The following is a 17,102-nucleotide window of genomic DNA, read 5'->3' on the forward strand; positions in this document are numbered from 1 at the left end:
CTCAATGCTCAATATTAAATCGGCAATACGGACGAGACAATGAAACAACACGAATCAGCGGATAATTCTCAGGGGCAGCTCTATATTGTGCCCACTCCGATAGGGAATCTGTCTGATATCACGCAGCGCGCACTGGAAGTGTTGCAAGCTGTTGATTTAATTGCTGCGGAAGATACCCGCCACACCGGTTTGCTGCTGCAACATTTTGCGATTAACGCCCGCTTATTTGCGCTTCACGACCATAACGAGCAGCAAAAGGCGGAAACACTTCTCGCTAAACTGAAAGAAGGGCAAAACATCGCGCTGGTCTCCGATGCCGGCACGCCGCTGATTAACGACCCTGGCTATCATCTGGTGCGCACCTGCCGCGAAGCGAATATTCGCGTGGTGCCGCTGCCGGGTCCCTGTGCGGCCATCGCCGCCCTGAGCGCCGCCGGTCTGCCTTCCGACCGTTTCTGCTATGAAGGCTTCCTGCCGGCGAAATCGAAAGGCCGCCGCGATACCCTGAAGGCGCTGGAAGAAGAACCGCGCACTCTTATCTTCTATGAGTCAACGCACCGTCTGGTGGAGAGTCTGGAAGATATCTGCGCGGTACTGGGAGAATCCCGCTACGTGGTGCTGGCCCGCGAGCTGACCAAAACCTGGGAGTCTATCCACGGCGCGCCGATTGGCGAGCTGGTGGCGTGGGTGAAGGAAGACGAAAACCGCCGCAAAGGCGAGATGGTGTTGATTGTCGAAGGCTTTAAGGCCCAGGAAGAGGCGCTGCCGGCAGCCGCGCTGCGTACCCTGGCGCTGCTGCAAGCGGAGCTGCCGCTGAAGAAAGCCGCCGCGCTGGCCGCGGAGATCCACGGCGTGAAGAAAAATGCGTTGTATAAGTACGCCCTGGAGCAGCAGGGGGAGTAAGCGATGAGCCGTTACCAACCGCCGTTTAGCATCACACCCACGGTCCTCAACCTTGTCGTTGAGATTGGGGAATTGCTTGGGCATTGGTCGGCGAAACGTGGACAAACATCGCCGTTGCTGCGTAAAGAAAACCGCATTCGTACTATTCAGGCGTCACTCGCGATTGAACATAATAGCCTGAGCATGGAACAGGTAACGGCGCTGCTGGAAGGCAAACGGGTTCTCGCGCCGGCTAAGGATATTCAGGAAGTGAGAAATGCCATTCGTGCTTATGAATTAATGCCCGGATGGCATGCGGCAAATATTAGGGATCTTCTGACGGCGCATAAAACGCTGATGACAGGGCTGGTTGATCGTCCTGGCGCTTTACGTGGCGGAAACGTCGGCATTTATCGCGGTACGCAGGTGGTACATATGGCTCCACCTGCTGCTCAAGTCCCAAGATTGATCGCTGATTTACTCAGCTGGCTGGAACACACCGAGCTTCATCCTTTGATTGCCAGTTCAGTTTTCCACTATGAGTTTGAGTTCATTCACCCTTTTGCTGATGGCAATGGTCGGATGGGGCGTTTATGGCAGACGTTGATTCTAAGCCAGTGGCGTCAGGAATTGGCCTGGCTGCCCGTTGAAACGCTGATCCACCATCAGCAAGAACGTTATTACGACATTTTAGGTGTTTGTGACAAAACCAGTGATTGCACGCTATTCGTGACCTGGATGTTGCAAAATATCCTGGCGGCGCTGAAAGAAGGTCTGGAGACTTCATTCGTCGTGTCGGAAGAAATGTCGGAAGAAATGTCGGAAGAAATGTCGGAAGAAATGTCGGAAGAAATGTCGGAAGAAATGTCGGAAGAAATCGACGTTAAAGTAGTTCTACCGGAAAACGCAATTTTGCGTTTGCTAACCGGAAACCCGGAATTGACGGCGAGAGCGCTGGCGGAGATCTTGGGGATATCAGCACGTACGGTTGAGCGCCATCTGCAAGGGCTACAGGCGAAAGGGAGATTGATTCGCATAGGCGCTAAAAAAGGTGGAAGCTGGCTGGTTAAGTAGAACCAGCCGCCATGGTGTTCCACTCAGCGTGCAATCACACTATCTTCAGTTCCACCTTCTTGCTGCTTAACGCTGCGCGGTCATTTTCACTGATACCGTCATCGGTGATCACGCAGTCTATCTTTTCCATCGGCAGTACCTGGTTAAAGCCCCGGCGATTAAATTTACTGGCGTCGAGCACGGCGATCACCTGATGCGCGGCGGCGGCCATCACGCTGCTGATGGAGTAACCTTCGTTAAAGGTGGTGATACCGTTGGTGGCGTCGATACCGTCGGCGCCGACAAACATCAAATCGGCGCAGATTCCCTGCAGAGAACGTTCGGCAATCGTGCCGTGCATAGAGTGCGTTTTATGCCGCACGGTGCCGCCGCAAACCACCAGGGTGATATCTTTATTTTCCGCCAGGGTAAACGCGGCGGGCAGGCTGTTGGTGATGACGGTGATATTGGTCATCCGCACCAGTGCCTCGGCAATCAGCAGGGTGGTGCTGCCGCTATCGAGGATCACCGTCATACCTTCACGGATCATGGCTACCGCGGCCTGGGCGATGCGCTTTTTGGGATCGCTGGCAAGCTGATAGCGGTCTTCCAGCACCACTTCCTGATTCTCTGCGTCGGTCAGGTCGCTGCCCGCGCGGGCGGCGCCGCCGTGAAAGCGGGTTAACAGCCCTTTTTCTTCCAGTAAGCGAAGATCGGCACGGATCGTTACCTCAGAGATGCCAAAGAGATTCGAAAGGTCTAGAACCAATACGCTGCCCTGCGTATTCACCATATCGACAATTTTGTTCCTTCGTTCAAATGAGTTCATCTTGATTTGCCTGATAATTAACTCATCTCAGTGTAATCGAAGGATAACGAAAGTTGAACGATAATTTTCGAAAGGTTACATGAGCCAGCCCTCAGGGCTGGCTCATGCAGTCAGGAGAGTTTGAGCAGGATTTTACCCTGCATCGGTGCGCCGTTTAGCGCCTGAACTTCACGCGCAAAGCTCTCCGCGTCACCGCGGTGGGCTATTAGCGGTGCCAGCTGCAGGCGTTTTTCTGTCAGCAGGCGGGTGGCCGTTTGCCACTCTTCTCCTGGCCACGGACCAGAGTAATTCATCCAGCTACCGACAATATTCAACTCTTTACGCAGGATCTGCCCGAAGGTGGCGGCCGGGAGGGTTAAATCGTGATGAAGCGTGCCGACCAGCGCCAACTGCGCCCGCGGACCGGCGGCCTCAATCGCCAGCGTGACGGTCTGCGGCGTGCCGGCGGTCTCAAGGACTAACTGGTCGAACTGCATGGCTTCCAGCGCCTGCTGAATCGCCTGGCCGCTCATTTCGCGGCTGTTGAACACTCGGGTCGCGCCAAGGGCTTTGGCCAGCTCCAGTTTCTGCGGATTGATATCGATCGCCGTGACGCTGTTGGCGCCCAGTTCGCGGGCGCACTGTAATGCCAGCAGGCCAATGGTGCCCGCACCGATAATAATCACGTTTTTACCTTCGCAACCCTGCGCCAGGTGGAAGGCGTGGAGGCCAACGGTTATCGGCTCGATAAACGCGCCGTCATCAATCGGCATCTGATCCGGCAGGCGGAACAGGTTGGCGCGCTTCACCACCACATATTCGGCGTTGCCACCTTCGCTGCGTGAGCCGACAAACTGATATTGTTTACATAAAGAGAAATACTCGCGCTGGCACTGCGGACACTGAAAGCAGGGCAGCAGTGGCACGCAGGCGACGGCATCGCCGGGCTGCAGATCAGTTACCGCCGCGCCGTAGGATTCCACATAGCCGCTGAATTCGTGCCCCAGCGTAATAGGGTAGTAATGCGCGCCTTTGGCGAAAATGCGCGGGATGTCGGAGCCGCATAATCCGGAACTGACCACTTTGACCAGGACATCGTTTTCCGTTTGCAGCGTAGGGATAGGGCGTTCTTCAACGCAGACGTTCCCCTCAGCATGGATTACCACTGATTTCATAACATTCTCCAGCTATAAGATTCAGGGGAGCGACCGCTCCCCTTTTAGATCAAGACATGCCTGTACTTTGTTGTGGGGCAGCGCTTTTTTCTGCGTTTTCCACCGCGATGAAGCGACGGGCACGACGCCAGGTCAGCAGAACGCCAGTCAGATAGATAATGCCGATGACCGCGAAGCCCACCACGTTCTGCCAGGTAAAGAGCTGGATCAGCAGCCAGGTAATCGGTGAACCGCCCTGGTCCATTGAGGCCACCATACCGCCGGCTTTCAGGGCCCCGGCGTTTGCCGCCAGCTGGGTGTGCAGGCCTATGGTCTGGGTGGCGATCCATAGGGTGATACCCATAATGATGACCCCGGAAATCAATGTGCGGAATAGGTTCCCTTGATGTACCGCGACTGCCATCGCCACGAAGAAGCCGATGGTGGCCAGGTCGCCAAACGGCAGGACCTGGTTGCCAGGAACCACGACGGCGATAAGAATGGTCAGCGGGATGAAGATCAGGCTGGCGGAGACCACCGAGGTATGACCGAGCAGCAGCGCCGGGTCGAGACCAATCAGGAATTCCTGGCCGCCGAATTTGGCCTGCAGACGTTTACGCGCCTGTTTGGCTATCGGCGTGAGGCCATCCATAATCGGTTTGATCACCCGTGGCATCAGCAGCATCACCGCTGCGGTTTTCACCGCAAGCTGGAGAATGCTCTTCAGGTCGTAACCCGCCAGCGCGCCAATCACAAGGCCCATGACGAAGCCAACGGTAACCGGTTCACCGAAGGGACCGAAGCGTTTCTGGATATCATCGGCGCTAAAGTGAATACGGTTAAGACCGGGGATCTTGTCGATGATGGTATCGACAAGCACGGCAACCGGCCCTAAATACGCCGAACTGCCGTGCGGGATCGCAATACCCTCGAGGCCAAAGAAATCGCGGGTATCTTTGGCAAACCAGTCGCCCAGCTTATACACAAAGGCGGCATGCACTACCACGCCGAGAATACCTATCCAGTACGATCCGGTAGCGATATGCAGCATCGCGCCGGTAAAGGTCATATGCCAGATGTTCCAGATATCGACATTCACTACGCGGGTCATACGGGTAACCAGCATCACGATATTAACCACGATGGCCACCGGGATCGCCACCAGGGCGATTTGCGACGCCCAGGTCATCGGTGATGAACCCGGCCAACCGATATCGATCACGTGAAGATTAATCTGGAAATGCTCCGCCATCGCCTTTGCCGCCGGGCCGATGGAGTCGAGCATCAGGCCAATGACCAGGCCGATACCGACGAAACCGATCCCGATATGCAGACCAGATTTGAAACAATCCCCGAGCTTCATCCCCAGTAACTTGGAGAAAATAATGATCACGATCGGCAGCATCACCGTCGGACCGAGATCGAGGATATAACGCATGATTTCGCTAAACATGGCGTTTACTCCGCGAGGATGCCGAGGATTTTCTGTTGTAAGGCTTCAATGCCGACGCCCGAAACGAATGGCATGCCGTGTACCACCGGAATGTCGCCAAAGGTCCGCTCCACGCGCGCGGTGGTGCAGATCAGGTCCGCCCCGTCCATGTAGGTTTCGATTTCATTGACCCGGCACTGCACCAAATCCAGTTCAATATTGTGGTCTGCACACAGCTCTTTAATCTCTTCAGCCGCCATCGTGGAGGTGGCGACGGCACCGCCGCAGGCGACGATAACTTTACGTTTCATAGGGTACCCCTTTTATTATCAGTATCTTATGAAGCCACGGCGTTAAGCTCAGGCTCAAGGATAAATTGCTGGAACCGCACCGGCAGCTGATCGTCGGAAGCGGCGAGCAGTGCCTCCAGCGTGTGCGGATTTTGTAGCTCACTAAATAACCGGCGCAGTAGCTTCAGCTGTGCCGCCGGGTTTTCAACAATCAGCGCGATGATGAGCGAAACGTCGATTTCGCCGTCGTCATCAGCGCGCTGAAAAGGAACCGGCGCATCCGGACGAATCAGGTAAATGGCCGGCGATTTGGCGTGGACGGCTTCACAGTGCGGGATAGCGACAGCATGCTGCTCCAGGGCGATGCCGGTGGGAAAAGTCGCTTCGCGTTCGAGCAGGGCGGCGGGATAGCTGTCGTGTACGACGCCTCGCGCCAGCATCTCTGCGCCAATGTGTTCCAGCGCCTGCTGGCTGGAACTGAAATGAATGCCGGTACGAACAAACAGTTGACTCATATATCCTCTTAACTTCAGGCGATTTCAGAAGAACAGCCGTAGCGGTAGGCACGCAGAACATCCTGGATTTTGTCGAGGATCAGCGCGTGCGGCTCGGCGTTCAGTGCATTCAGCGACAGTCGTTCAAACTGCACCGGCATATACTGGCTGATAAGCCCCAGCGGCAGCTTAGCGTCGGTCAGATTAGCGATAAGTTTCTCAACGCTCTGGCGAATACGCGGATGCGGCCAGTAATAACGGATACGGTCGGAAAGACTGAAGTGGATATCGACCATCGCCTGGCTCCAGGTGGGGCGATAGTATTTTTTCCAGTAGCCGGGTTCGTTAAGCATCACTTCGTCGATCACCTCCATCACGCGACTGCGAGACTCCGGGGCGATCAGCTCATTTTCCATTTGGGCGAGGGCAAAGATGGCTTCACGCAGGGCAAAGGTGAGCGCCGGGCCGACTTTCAGGATGGTGAAGTGGTCGCGAACCAGCGCGCGATAAGCCTGGCGAGTTTGGTAGTCGGTGGAGTGCGCTTCGTAGACCATCGGGGTACTTTCGATCCAGGCGGAAAGCGCTTTCGCTTCCTGCGGCTGGTAATGAATGATTTGCGTATGGTCGAACTCCACCCCAGGCTGCACGACGATAGCGATAACTCGCTCCAGCGCAGCCTCGAGTCCCAGCTTACGGAAAGCAGCCTCATGGGTTTCGAGTGTCGCCGCGGCATCCTGCGCCCGGGTGACATGTACGCTGCCGATGGTGCAGGCCTCGCCGCCGGGCACCGGAACTTCGGTCCCGATGACGTAGGTCAGGTGGCGCTTTTGCTCAGCGCTGGCGGTCTCTTCGGCAGCCTGACACAGGCGAGCGGCGCGCTCAGCAACCACACCAGGATCCAAAGGCACCGGATCGTCAGCACAGGACATTGACGCATCGAGATGGATTTTGCTAAAGCCGGCCGCGACGTAGGCCTTGATGAGGTCGACAGATTTTTCCATCGCCACGGCGGCCGGTTCGTCTTGCCAACAGTTCGGGCCCAGATGATCGCCGCCAAGAATAATACGTTCAGCCGGGAAACCGACGGTACGGGCGATGTTGTAGACGAAGTCACGGAAATCGGCCGGCTGCATGCCGGTGTAGCCGCCAAACTGATTCACCTGGTTGGATGTCGCTTCGATCAGCACCTTGTTGTTAGTCGACAGATCGAAACGTAACGCCGCTTCGATAACCAGCGGATGCGCTGAACAAACTGAACAGATGCCGATGTGTTCGCCGGACTTATGGCGAGAGATAATGTCTTTCATTTACAACCTCCGTTTTCTTTCGAATATATTCGTTATGTTTTGTTTTGGTCGCAAATGGCTTTGTTTTGAATTGTGATCTGCATCGATAAATAGTCGTGTAACGCAGTGAAAGGTATCGTCTTTCAAGACAAAAACGCCCTGGCCAGAAAGACAGGGCGTTTTTAATTTGTTGAAAATTAACTAAATAGTCGGGAAAGCCAGCTGCGTTTCGTTTTGACGGCTTCCTGAGTGGCCTGCTGCGGCTGGGCGGCGATTTCGCCGAGACCGGCGTTAAAAGCGTCGCCAATGGCTTTTAACGCCTGCTGCGCATCGTTGCCGCTGGCCATAAAGTGCAGACGATGACCCTGTTTGGCGCCCAGTGATACGACGCGCATCAGATTTTTGGCATCAACAATGGCGGAGCGCGTATCAAGGTTTTCGACCTGGATTTGCGATCGCCACTGCTTGACGGCTTTCACCAGCACCGCACTGGGGCGGGCATGAAGACCGTGCGGATTGCGCAGGGTAAAGGTGGCCTCTTCGTCAAAGTGCGGCGCGGGTTGTGGTTCTTCGCCTGCTGGCAGAGGGATATCACCAGCGAGAATTTCCAGCACCGCCTGGGGGGTATCGGCGCGCGTAAGCGCGTCAGGCACCCGATCATCGCCCAGGGCATGGGTGAGTTGGCGCAAAATATCGAGATGCTCGTTGTCCTGAGCCGCGATACCGACAATCAGATAGGCGGTTTGCTCCTCACCCCAGTCAACCCCCTGCGGACAAGCCAGCACCTTAACACCCGTTTTGAGCACTGCGTCGCGACTGTGCGGCGTGCCGTGGGGAATAGCGATGCCGTTGCCCAGATAGGTGCTGATTTGCCCCTCGCGCTCGCGCATGCCTTGTAGATAGGCTGCTTGCGTATGTCCGGCCTCAGTCAGGGCTGCAACGACACGTTGTAGCGCCTCGTCTTTCGTTTTGACCTGACGATCGAAACCAATATCGGCAGAAGTCAGTTGCATAGCTTGCTCCTTATTTCATGGCGCCAGCAAGGGCTGTCGCTTTGTCAGTGCGTTTCTGCCATAGCCGCCAGCATCCCAGCATAAGTGCCCCGCAGGCGGAACCGGCGAGAATGCACAGCACCCACATCAACGGTTTACTGACCAGCGGCAGGATTAAGAAGCCGCCGTGCGGTGCCGGAACCTGAATATGCAGGCTGTAGCTGAGTACCGCAGAAATTGATGAGGCGATCATCATCATCGGGATCACCCGCAGCGGATCCTTGGCGGCAAAGGGAATCGCACCTTCGGTAATGTGTGTGCAGCCGAGGATATAGTTGACCATCCCGGCGGCGCGTTCCTCCTCGCTAAAGCCTTTCGGAAAGAACGTGGTCGCCAGAGCGATGACCAGCGGCGGCGTGATGCAGGCGGCAGACACACCGGCCATAAAGAAATAGTTACCTTGCCCCAGCAGCAGCGTACCGGTGACATAGGCCGCTTTGTTGACCGGCCCGCCGAAGTCGAAGGAGCACATTGCGCCGACCACGATCCCCAGCAGGATGGGGTTGGCTTCCTGCAGAGAGCTGAGCCAGTTCATCATGCCATTGTTGATCGCTGCCACTGGCTGGCCGAGCAGGACCATCATCACGCCAATCACCAGGACGCCGATCAGCGGCATAATGAAGATCGACTTCAGCCCTTCGTACTGGCGCGGCAGACCGTCGAGCAGATGACGGATCAGCAGCATAAAATACCCGGCGGCAAAACCGGCGATGATCCCACCGAGGAACCCGGCGCCGGTGGCGTTCGCCAGCAGGCCGCCGACAAAACCGGCGACCATGCCCGGGCGGCCAGATATCGACCAGGCAATGTAGGCGGTAAACACCGGCACCATGATCGAGAACGCCTGCTGACCGACTTTCATCAGGGTGGCGGCAACCACGTTATACTGCGGTGAATTCGGATCGGCGGAGTAGATGCCCCACAGGAAAGAAACGGCGATTAAGATCCCGCCGGCGACAACGAACGGCAGCATGTTGGAAACACCGCTCATCAGATGTTTGTAAATCTGTCGGCCGAACGATTCTCGCTCATATTTCTCGGCGAGATCCGTCGTCGCGGAGTGTCCCTGGCGACGCTGCGCCTGACCGTTAACAACTTTATTAATTAATTCCGCCGGATGGTGAATGGCTTCTTTAACCGGCACCTCAATAACCGGTAAGCCATTAAAACGTTCGGCATTAACATCTTTATCGGCAGCGATAATCACACCATAAATATCCGTCAGGTCTTCCGGCGTAATGGCATTTTCTACGCCGGAAGCGCCATTGGTTTCGACTTTTATTTCAACGTTTAATTTTTTCGCTGCGGTTTTTAAGGCCTCTTCAGCCATAAATGTATGAGCAATACCTGTAGGGCAGCCGGTAACGGCAATAATTTTTTTCATAATCGGACCTTTATAATTGGACGATCTGAAGTTGTTGTAATAATTCTTGCGTACGGTTTAATTTGCCAAGCCCGGCGGAGGCGGCAACATCGGCGCCGGTGGCGCTGGCCAGCGCCAGCGCCTGAGGAATATCGCCTGCGTTAAGCCATCGGCTGAGGAACGCGCCCAGCGCGGCATCGCCGGCGCAGGCCGAGCTGACCAGTTCGATTTTCGGTGCCGAGCAGAACCACAGTTGCTCGCCGTTCGAAAAATAGAGCCCTTGTGCGCCAAGGGTCAGCAGAACATTGCGAGCCCCAAGCTGGTGGAGCGTTTGCATTGCTTCGCGTACCCGCTGGGGGCTGCTGACATCCAGACCAAAGATCTCGTTCAGCTCGTCGTCATTGGGTTTAATCAATAGCGGATGCCACTCCAAAAGCTGGCGCAGCACCGGGTGGCTGATATCTAAGATGACTTCACACCCTTTTTGCTGACACAGCACCAGAATCTCGCTATAGAACCGGCTCTCTATTCCCGGTGGCAGACTGCCGCTGATAACTAAATAATCACCAGGCGTGACGCACTGTAAATGATGAAGAATTTGTTCTTTCCCTTCATCGTTAATCCGCGCGCCGGGATTTACCAGTTTATATTCATCTCTGCCGTCGTTAATAAAGATATTAATACGGGTGGGTTCAGCGACCCATGCCGGCGTGACGTTAATATGTTGTTTGCGTAGTTCCTCAACGATATAGCGGCCGGTAAAACCGCCGAATATGCCCATAACATGGGTTGGCTGCTGGTAATGATGTAATACCAGCGAGACGTTAACCCCTTTACCATTCGGGCAATATTCCGTCTGCCGGGTGCGGTTGACTGCCGCCGGCTGGAGCGGATCGCAAAAGATATTCATATCAATCGCGGTGTTCAGTGTCAGGGTGTGGATCACGACAAGGCTCCTTCGATCCGCTGATTACAGTTGTCCTTCGCAGCCACAGACGTGAATGACTTTGCGAACGACCTCTTTCATTGCCGCTTTCGCCGGTTTCATATAGTGACGAGGATCGTTGGCGCCCGGATTTTCCAGGAAGTAGGCTTTCAGTGCATCCGAGAAGGCGATTTTAAGTTCGGTGGCGACGTTGACTTTGCATACGCCCAGAGAAATGGCGTGGCGAATATCACTATCCGGCAGGCCGGAAGCGCCGTGCAGAACCAGTGGAACATCAACGCAGTCGCGAATAGCCGCCAGGCGCTCAAAATCAAGCTTCGGTTCGGCGGTGTAAAGACCGTGAGCGGTACCGATGGCGACGGCCAGCGAATCAATACCGGTACGAGCGACAAATTCACGGGCCTGTTCGGGGTTGGTATAGAGCGCATCTTTAGCATCGACCACCAGATCGTCTTCGATTCCGCCCAGACGGCCCAGCTCGGCTTCTACGCTGGCATCATAGCGGTGGCTCAACTCCACCACGCTTTTTACCAGTGCCACATTTTCCTCGAACGGTGAGTGAGAGCCATCGATCATGACCGAGCGGATCCCTGCCTGGACTTTGCGCGTGATATCAGCCAGATCCTCGTGATGATCGAGGTGCAGGGCGAGCGGGAGATCCCACTTTTTCGCCAGATCGCGGGCGATCGCCACCACGTTGCCGGTGCCGGCATAGCTGTAGGTACCGGGCGTGCCGGCAAGGATCAAGGGAGAGCGTAATTCAGCCGCCGTTTCAACGACGACCTGCATGGTTTCGAGGTTATGGATATTGAAAGCCGGCACGGCATAACCCTGTCGTTGAGCTTTTAACAGCATGTTTTTACTGGAAATGATGTACATTTTAGTCCTCTTTTCAATTTGTAAGTTATTTGCATTAAATAACCTTCAATTTGAAAGTAATGTAACGATCGTCTCGACTTTTAGGTGTGATCCACCGCACACAATGATGAATTGATTTTTAAAATGAAAGTTAATAATATTTTTAATGTTTCTTTTTTAAAGTTTTAGCAGGGAAGCGCTTTCTTTGTAACTATATGATTAATATTGATTAATTTATTTATGGCAAGATGGAAGTTCAGCCGCGGTTTGACATTACGATAGGGAAATTTAAAAATGAAAGTTATTCCAGGAGAAAATAATAAGGCATAAACCGTGGCAAAACCGTCAACCAGCCTGCTGAAAAGGCGCTTGGACATCGCAGAGATCGTTCGTAAGAACGGCGAGATCAAAGTCGACGATCTGGCCGAAATGCTGGCTGTTTCCGGAGTGACAATCCGTAACGATCTCAACTACCTCGAGCAGCAGGGCTACTTAAAACGCTCCTTCGGCGGGGCGATTTATACCGCCCAGGCTGGCGCGCCGGTTGCGGTGATGCGGGAAGCACCAGCCGTCAGGGATAAAGCGCTGGAGACGGAAATGGCTCGCCAGGTGGCGGCGCAGATAGAAGATGGCGAAACGCTATTTTTAGGCCAAGGTTCCATTTTGCGTAAAGTGATCCCCTTTCTGGCCAACAGAGAAGAACTTTGCCTGCTGTTAAACGATCTGGGCCATGTCGCGCTGGCGCAGGAGTTTTTAAATGGGGAAACCGTTCTGCTTGGTGGGGTGCTGTCCGGGCAGGGGCGGATTGTGGAGGGCGATCTGGCGCTGAAAGCGTTAGGTCATTACCGGCCATCACATGCGCTGATTGCGGTGGATCATATTGCCGAAGACGGTACGCTGAGCGTGCGTAACGAGGCCACAGCACATCTACTGAATGAGGCTGTGGCGCAGAGCGAAAGAGTTATCGCGATTGTTGCGTCCAGACCGGTCTACGGTGAGAAACGTTATGCTGTCGGTGAATTGCAACAGATCAGCAGCGTGGTGACCCCGCAGGTCGTCGCGGCAGAGTACCATGCCTGCTTCCTCGCTGCGGGTTTGACCAACAGCTATACCAACAATGAATGCCTGACATGGCTCAACACGGCTTTGCATAAGACAAACCAGGAGCGGTGATGAACGTAACCATTTGCACCATCGGCGAACTGCTGGTGGAGTTTCTCGCCAAGGAAGAGAATCAGGGTTTTTCCCGCCCCGGTGAATTTTGGGGGCCCTATCCCAGCGGGGCGCCGGCAATATTTGCCGATCAGGTGGCAAAGCTGGGTTTTGGCTCTGTGTTGTTTAGCTGCGTGGGCAACGACGCATTTGGCGAGATGAATATTGCGCGTCTGGAGAAAGATGGCGTTAACGTCAACGGTATCGCCATGCTGCAGAAAGCGACCACCGGTAGCGCCTTCGTCAGCTATCGTAGCCAGGCGCAGCGCGATTTTATTTTTAATATGCCTAACAGCGCCTGCGGTTTGCTGACTGCCGACCACATTGATGAGGCGCTGCTAAATCAGTGTCAGCATTTTCATATTATGGGATCGTCGCTGTTCTCGTTCCGTATTATCGATGCGATGCGTAAAGCGATTGAAAACATTAAAGGCCGCAACGGTACGGTGTCGTTCGACCCAAACATTCGCAAAGAGATGCTGAACATTCCCGAGATGTCGCAGGCGTTTGAATACATTCTCGATTACACCGATATTTTCCTGCCGAGCGACGGTGAGCTGGATTATTTTGGCCTCAATCCGGAGCGCAATGAGCAGATCCTGGTTGATAAGCTATTGAAACGCGGCGTGAAGCATGTGGTGATTAAACGTGGGCCGCGTGGCGCCAGCTACTTTAGCGCCAACGAGACACACCATGTCGCCGGCTTCAACGTGCCGGTGGTGGATCCGACTGGTGCCGGGGATTGCTTTGGCGCCACCTTTGTCAGCCTGTTCCTCAATGGCGCCACGCCGCAGGAGGCGCTGAGATGGGCAAACGCCAGCGGCTCGTTGGCGATTAGCCAACGCGGCCCCATGGAAGGCACCTCGACGCAGGCGCAGATCCGCGCTTTCCTTGCCGCACAGCATCCGTAACCAACAAGCCCGGATAAATCCGGGCTAAAAGTGGTTAAATTCTCACGCTCTCGATCAGGTCACCGGCGCCGGGTTAAACACCGCCAGCTGGTTGTGCAGGCCCCATTGATCGGAGAAGGTTTTCTTGCGTCCGCTGGCGACGTCGAGAATAAATTCGAACAGCTTCCGCCCGACATCCTCAATCGTCTCTTCGCCAGTGGCGATGGTCCCGGCGTTAATGTCCATTAAATCATACCAGCGGTTGGCCAGCTCGGTACGGGTCGCCATTTTTATTACGGGTACCGCCATCAGGCCATACGGCGTGCCGCGACCGGTGGTGAACACCTGCACGGTAATGCCAGAGGCGACCTGCTGGGTGCCGCAGACAAAATCGCTGGCGGGGGTAGCGGCATAAATCAGGCCGCGTTTGGTCGGGCGCTGGCCTGGAGAGAGCACCTCGACGATGGCGCTTTTACCTGATTTAGCAATAGAACCCAGCGCTTTTTCCACCACGTTAGCCAGGCCGCCTTTTTTGTTGCCGGGGGAGGGGTTGGCGCTGCGGTCGGTTTTGCCCATGTCGAGATAGTTATCGTACCAGGCCATCTCTTCCAGCAGGCGTTTGCCGACCTCTTCGTTAATCGCCCGCGGGGTTAACAGATGGATGGCGTCGCGGACTTCGGTCACTTCCGAGAACATCACCGTCGCGCCGCAGCGCACCAGCAGGTCGGATGCATAACCCACCGCCGGGTTGGCGGTCACACCGGAGAAGGCGTCGCTGCCGCCGCACTGCATGCCGACCACCAGCTCTGAAGCCGGACAGGTTTCCCGCTGGCGCTGGTTCAGTTTCGCCAGGTGGCGCTCGGCGACCTGCAGAATGTCATCGACCATCGATTTAAAACCAACATGCTTTTCATCCTGCAGGCTGACGATGCTGGCGCTGTCCACCGGGATACTTTTGACGTCTTCCGTGCCCTGCAGCAGGCGTTCCGGCTGCAGCTTTTCACAGCCGAGGCCAATGACCATCACCTCGCCGCCGAAATTCGGGTTGAGGGCGATATTGTGGATAGTGCGAATTGGCACTACCGCCGCCGGTGCATTAATCGCCACGCCGCAACCGTAGAGGTGGTTCAGGCCTACCACGCCGTCGACGTTGGGGTATTTCGGCAGCAGGTCGCGTTCAATGATTTTCACCACATAATCAACCACGCCCGCAACACAGTGCACGCTGGTGGTGATGCCCAGCAGGTTCTTGGTGCCCACGCTGCCATCGGCATTGCGGTACCCTTCAAAGGTATAGCCTTCCAGAGGCGGTAGGGGTTCAGGCACTTTGGTCGCCAGCGGCAGGGTGTTCAACGGCGGGGCGGTGGGCAGTTCCACCAGCGATTCGTCAATCCAGCTTCCCTGTGGGATGTCGCGCACGGCGAAGCCAATCACTTCTCCGTAGCGGATGATTTCACCGCGGGCAGGGATATCCACCAGGGCTACTTTATGACCCTGTGGGATGTGTTCGACGAGCGTCAGGCCGTCCGGGAAACGTGTTCCGGCGGTCAATCCCCGATCGTTGACAATAATCGCCACGTTATCTGTCGGGTCAACTTTAATATAAAACGCGGTTGGCGATTGTTGTCGAATTGCAATGTCAGCCATTGTCCAGTCATCTCCAAACAGGTGCTAATAATAAAATAAAACGCTAATTCATTTACTACGTATCAGTATGATGGAATAAAGGATGTCAGCTGTATTGATTTTAAAATGTGATCTACATCACTCCTTGCTGAGGTGGTAACCCCAGCAGGGCAGGCAATCGTAAGAACTGTGGATTAGCGCCCATGGCTTATGGCATAAGCCTAATTTTAGCGTTAAATAATGACTTTATATTGTGGTTATGCATAGTGTCTGGCGGAGGCGTGCTGATTATACTGAGTCATGTTTTTGAGGTATTCGATATGCGAATAGATAGCTTCAATATCGTCTTTTAAATAAATAAGAAACCGCTTAAAGCAATTATAAAAGGTGTTCTGTGCCTGAGGAATGTCTAAATGATTCTGGATTCTACATTAGATGAGAAAAAAGGAATACCGACCCGCTATTTAATTCTATTGATGATATTTGTCGTGACGGCGGTGAACTATGGCGACCGCGCGACGTTGTCTATCGCCGGTACTGAAGTCGCGAAAGAGCTGGGGCTCAGCGCGGTGTCGATGGGATACATTTTTTCCGCCTTCGGCTGGGCTTATCTGCTGATGCAGATCCCTGGTGGTTGGCTGCTGGATAAATTTGGATCGAAGAAGGTTTACTCATACAGCCTGTTTTTCTGGTCGCTGTTTACCTTCCTGCAGGGCTTTATTGATGTGTTCCCGCTCGCCTGGGCTGGGGTCTCCATGTTCTTTATGCGTTTTATGCTGGGCTTTTCCGAAGCGCCCTCGTTTCCCGCCAACGCCCGCATTGTGGCGGCCTGGTTTCCGGCCAAAGAGCGGGGCACCGCTTCGGCTATTTTTAATGCGGCGCAATATTTTTCGCTGGCGTTATTCTCGCCGCTACTCGGCTGGCTGACCTTCGCGCTGGGTTGGGAGCATGTCTTTACCGTGATGGGGATAATAGGGTTTGTGCTCACCGTCATCTGGGTGAAGTTTGTGCATAACCCCACCGATCATCCGCGAATGTCCGCGGCGGAGCTGAAGTATATCTCTGAAGGCGGCGCGGTGGTCGATATGGACCACAAAAAAGAGACGACCCAGGCGGCCGGGCCGAAGATGGATTATATCCGTCAGTTGCTGACCAACCGAATGATGTTAGGCGTATTTTTCGGTCAGTATTTCCTCAACACCATTACCTGGTTCTTCCTGACGTGGTTTCCGATCTACCTCGTGCAGGACAAGGGAATGTCAATTCTGAAAGTCGGCTTCGTGGCTTCAATTCCGGCGCTGTTTGGTTTTGCCGGCGGCGTACTGGGCGGGCTGTTTTCGGATTATCTGATTGGCCGCGGCTGTACGCTGACTTTTGCGCGTAAGTTACCGATAGTACTCGGAATGCTGCTGGCATCGTCCATTATTCTGTGTAACTACACGGCCAGCACGCCGCTGGTTATTACGCTGATGGCGCTGGCGTTCTTTGGTAAAGGCTTTGGCGCGCTGGGCTGGCCGGTTATCTCGGATGTTGCGCCGAAAGAGATTGTTGGCCTGTGCGGCGGGGTATTCAACGTCTTTGGCAATGTGGCCTCGATCGCCACGCCGCTGGTTATTGGCTACATCGTAAGCGAACTGCACTCATTCAATGGCGCACTGATTTTTGTTGGCGGCTCCGCGCTGATGATGATGGTCTGCTACCTGTTTGTGGTTGGCGATATCAAACGTATGGAATTGCAGAAGTAAGCAACGATTAA

The 17,102-nt window shown here is 54.7% G+C and carries 16 protein-coding genes; 5 read left to right on the top strand and 11 right to left on the bottom strand.

The window, feature by feature from the left end; all coding sequences use genetic code 11:
* Positions 1–39: 39 nt before the first annotated feature.
* Positions 40–903, top strand: a complete 864-nt coding sequence (gene rsmI, locus AC3EMD_RS02985; RefSeq protein ID WP_004144878.1) for a 16S rRNA (cytidine(1402)-2'-O)-methyltransferase — start codon at positions 40–42, stop codon at positions 901–903.
* Positions 904–1,017: 114 nt separating this feature from the next.
* Positions 1,018–1,956 carry a Fic family protein gene (locus AC3EMD_RS02990; RefSeq protein ID WP_302074173.1) on the top strand — a complete coding sequence of 313 codons (939 nt, stop codon included), beginning with the start codon at positions 1,018–1,020 and terminating at the stop codon, positions 1,954–1,956.
* Positions 1,957–1,990: 34 nt separating this feature from the next.
* On the opposite strand, the gene AC3EMD_RS02995 is transcribed toward AC3EMD_RS02990, so the two are convergent.
* The 10 genes from AC3EMD_RS02995 to AC3EMD_RS03040 all read right to left on the bottom strand — a co-directional run bounded on the left by AC3EMD_RS02995 (position 1,991) and on the right by AC3EMD_RS03040 (position 11,639).
* Positions 1,991–2,764 carry a DeoR/GlpR family DNA-binding transcription regulator gene (locus AC3EMD_RS02995; protein ID WP_008806611.1) on the bottom strand — a complete coding sequence of 258 codons (774 nt, stop codon included), beginning with the start codon at positions 2,762–2,764 and terminating at the stop codon, positions 1,991–1,993.
* Between the two features lie 110 nt (positions 2,765–2,874).
* Positions 2,875–3,918 carry a galactitol-1-phosphate 5-dehydrogenase gene (gatD, locus tag AC3EMD_RS03000; protein ID WP_023298259.1) on the bottom strand — a complete coding sequence of 348 codons (1,044 nt, stop codon included), beginning with the start codon at positions 3,916–3,918 and terminating at the stop codon, positions 2,875–2,877.
* 49 nt (positions 3,919–3,967) lie between these two features.
* Positions 3,968–5,350 carry a galactitol-specific PTS transporter subunit IIC gene (locus tag AC3EMD_RS03005; RefSeq protein ID WP_232673453.1) on the bottom strand — a complete coding sequence of 461 codons (1,383 nt, stop codon included), beginning with the start codon at positions 5,348–5,350 and terminating at the stop codon, positions 3,968–3,970.
* A 5-nt stretch (positions 5,351–5,355) separates the two neighbouring features.
* A complete protein-coding gene (gatB, locus tag AC3EMD_RS03010) occupies positions 5,356–5,640 on the bottom strand; it encodes a PTS galactitol transporter subunit IIB (protein WP_002918119.1) in 285 nt (94 codons plus the stop codon).
* A gap of 26 nt (positions 5,641–5,666) precedes the next feature.
* Positions 5,667–6,134 carry a PTS galactitol transporter subunit IIA gene (gene gatA / locus AC3EMD_RS03015; protein WP_008806608.1) on the bottom strand — a complete coding sequence of 156 codons (468 nt, stop codon included), beginning with the start codon at positions 6,132–6,134 and terminating at the stop codon, positions 5,667–5,669.
* A gap of 14 nt (positions 6,135–6,148) precedes the next feature.
* Complete coding sequence (gene gatZ, locus AC3EMD_RS03020; protein ID WP_168225141.1) at positions 6,149–7,420, bottom strand: tagatose-bisphosphate aldolase subunit GatZ; 1,272 nt, start codon at positions 7,418–7,420, stop codon at positions 6,149–6,151.
* Between the two features lie 176 nt (positions 7,421–7,596).
* Positions 7,597–8,412, bottom strand: coding sequence for an HPr family phosphocarrier protein (locus tag AC3EMD_RS03025; protein WP_008806606.1), 816 nt, complete (start codon positions 8,410–8,412; stop codon positions 7,597–7,599).
* Between the two features lie 10 nt (positions 8,413–8,422).
* Entirely contained in the window at positions 8,423–9,835 is a 1,413-nt protein-coding gene (locus tag AC3EMD_RS03030; protein WP_008806605.1) for a PTS fructose transporter subunit IIC, read from the bottom strand.
* A 10-nt stretch (positions 9,836–9,845) separates the two neighbouring features.
* Positions 9,846–10,760 (bottom strand): 1-phosphofructokinase, encoded by a 915-nt coding sequence (pfkB, locus tag AC3EMD_RS03035; RefSeq protein WP_008806604.1) that lies wholly within the window; start codon positions 10,758–10,760, stop codon positions 9,846–9,848.
* 24 nt (positions 10,761–10,784) lie between these two features.
* A complete protein-coding gene (locus AC3EMD_RS03040; protein ID WP_012967180.1) occupies positions 10,785–11,639 on the bottom strand; it encodes a tagatose bisphosphate family class II aldolase in 855 nt (284 codons plus the stop codon).
* A 348-nt stretch (positions 11,640–11,987) separates the two neighbouring features.
* On the opposite strand from AC3EMD_RS03040, the gene AC3EMD_RS03045 reads away from it, so the two are divergent.
* Entirely contained in the window at positions 11,988–12,791 is an 804-nt protein-coding gene (locus AC3EMD_RS03045; RefSeq protein WP_008806602.1) for a DeoR/GlpR family DNA-binding transcription regulator, read from the top strand.
* Positions 12,791–13,741 (top strand): sugar kinase, encoded by a 951-nt coding sequence (locus AC3EMD_RS03050; RefSeq protein ID WP_012967182.1) that lies wholly within the window; start codon positions 12,791–12,793, stop codon positions 13,739–13,741. Before AC3EMD_RS03045 ends, AC3EMD_RS03050 begins: the two co-directional genes overlap by 1 nt.
* Positions 13,742–13,795: 54 nt before the next feature.
* On the opposite strand, the gene garD is transcribed toward AC3EMD_RS03050, so the two are convergent.
* Positions 13,796–15,367: a galactarate dehydratase gene (gene garD / locus AC3EMD_RS03055; RefSeq protein WP_049157122.1), complete on the bottom strand. Its 1,572-nt coding sequence runs from the start codon at positions 15,365–15,367 to the stop codon at positions 13,796–13,798.
* A 392-nt stretch (positions 15,368–15,759) separates the two neighbouring features.
* Between garD and AC3EMD_RS03060 the strand changes: the two genes are divergently transcribed.
* Positions 15,760–17,091 (top strand): MFS transporter, encoded by a 1,332-nt coding sequence (locus AC3EMD_RS03060; protein ID WP_008806599.1) that lies wholly within the window; start codon positions 15,760–15,762, stop codon positions 17,089–17,091.
* Positions 17,092–17,102 lie beyond the last annotated feature (11 nt).

The organism is Klebsiella sp. PK18 (genome assembly GCF_057784655.1).

Excerpts from the sequence above, each read along its gene's own strand:
- garD (WP_049157122.1), bottom strand. The coding sequence starts at position 15,367 with ATGGCTGACATTGCAATTCGACAACAATCGCCAACCGCGTTTTATATT.
- AC3EMD_RS03050 (WP_012967182.1), top strand. The coding sequence starts at position 12,791 with ATGAACGTAACCATTTGCACCATCGGCGAACTGCTGGTGGAGTTTCTC.
- gatZ (WP_168225141.1), bottom strand. The coding sequence starts at position 7,420 with ATGAAAGACATTATCTCTCGCCATAAGTCCGGCGAACACATCGGCATC.
- gatA (WP_008806608.1), bottom strand. The coding sequence starts at position 6,134 with ATGAGTCAACTGTTTGTTCGTACCGGCATTCATTTCAGTTCCAGCCAG.
- AC3EMD_RS03025 (WP_008806606.1), bottom strand. The coding sequence starts at position 8,412 with ATGCAACTGACTTCTGCCGATATTGGTTTCGATCGTCAGGTCAAAACG.
- gatB (WP_002918119.1), bottom strand. The coding sequence starts at position 5,640 with ATGAAACGTAAAGTTATCGTCGCCTGCGGCGGTGCCGTCGCCACCTCC.
- AC3EMD_RS03030 (WP_008806605.1), bottom strand. The coding sequence starts at position 9,835 with ATGAAAAAAATTATTGCCGTTACCGGCTGCCCTACAGGTATTGCTCAT.
- AC3EMD_RS03040 (WP_012967180.1), bottom strand. The coding sequence starts at position 11,639 with ATGTACATCATTTCCAGTAAAAACATGCTGTTAAAAGCTCAACGACAG.
- gatD (WP_023298259.1), bottom strand. The coding sequence starts at position 3,918 with ATGAAATCAGTGGTAATCCATGCTGAGGGGAACGTCTGCGTTGAAGAA.
- AC3EMD_RS03005 (WP_232673453.1), bottom strand. The coding sequence starts at position 5,350 with ATGTTTAGCGAAATCATGCGTTATATCCTCGATCTCGGTCCGACGGTG.
- AC3EMD_RS03060 (WP_008806599.1), top strand. The coding sequence starts at position 15,760 with ATGATTCTGGATTCTACATTAGATGAGAAAAAAGGAATACCGACCCGC.
- AC3EMD_RS02995 (WP_008806611.1), bottom strand. The coding sequence starts at position 2,764 with ATGAACTCATTTGAACGAAGGAACAAAATTGTCGATATGGTGAATACG.
- rsmI (WP_004144878.1), top strand. The coding sequence starts at position 40 with ATGAAACAACACGAATCAGCGGATAATTCTCAGGGGCAGCTCTATATT.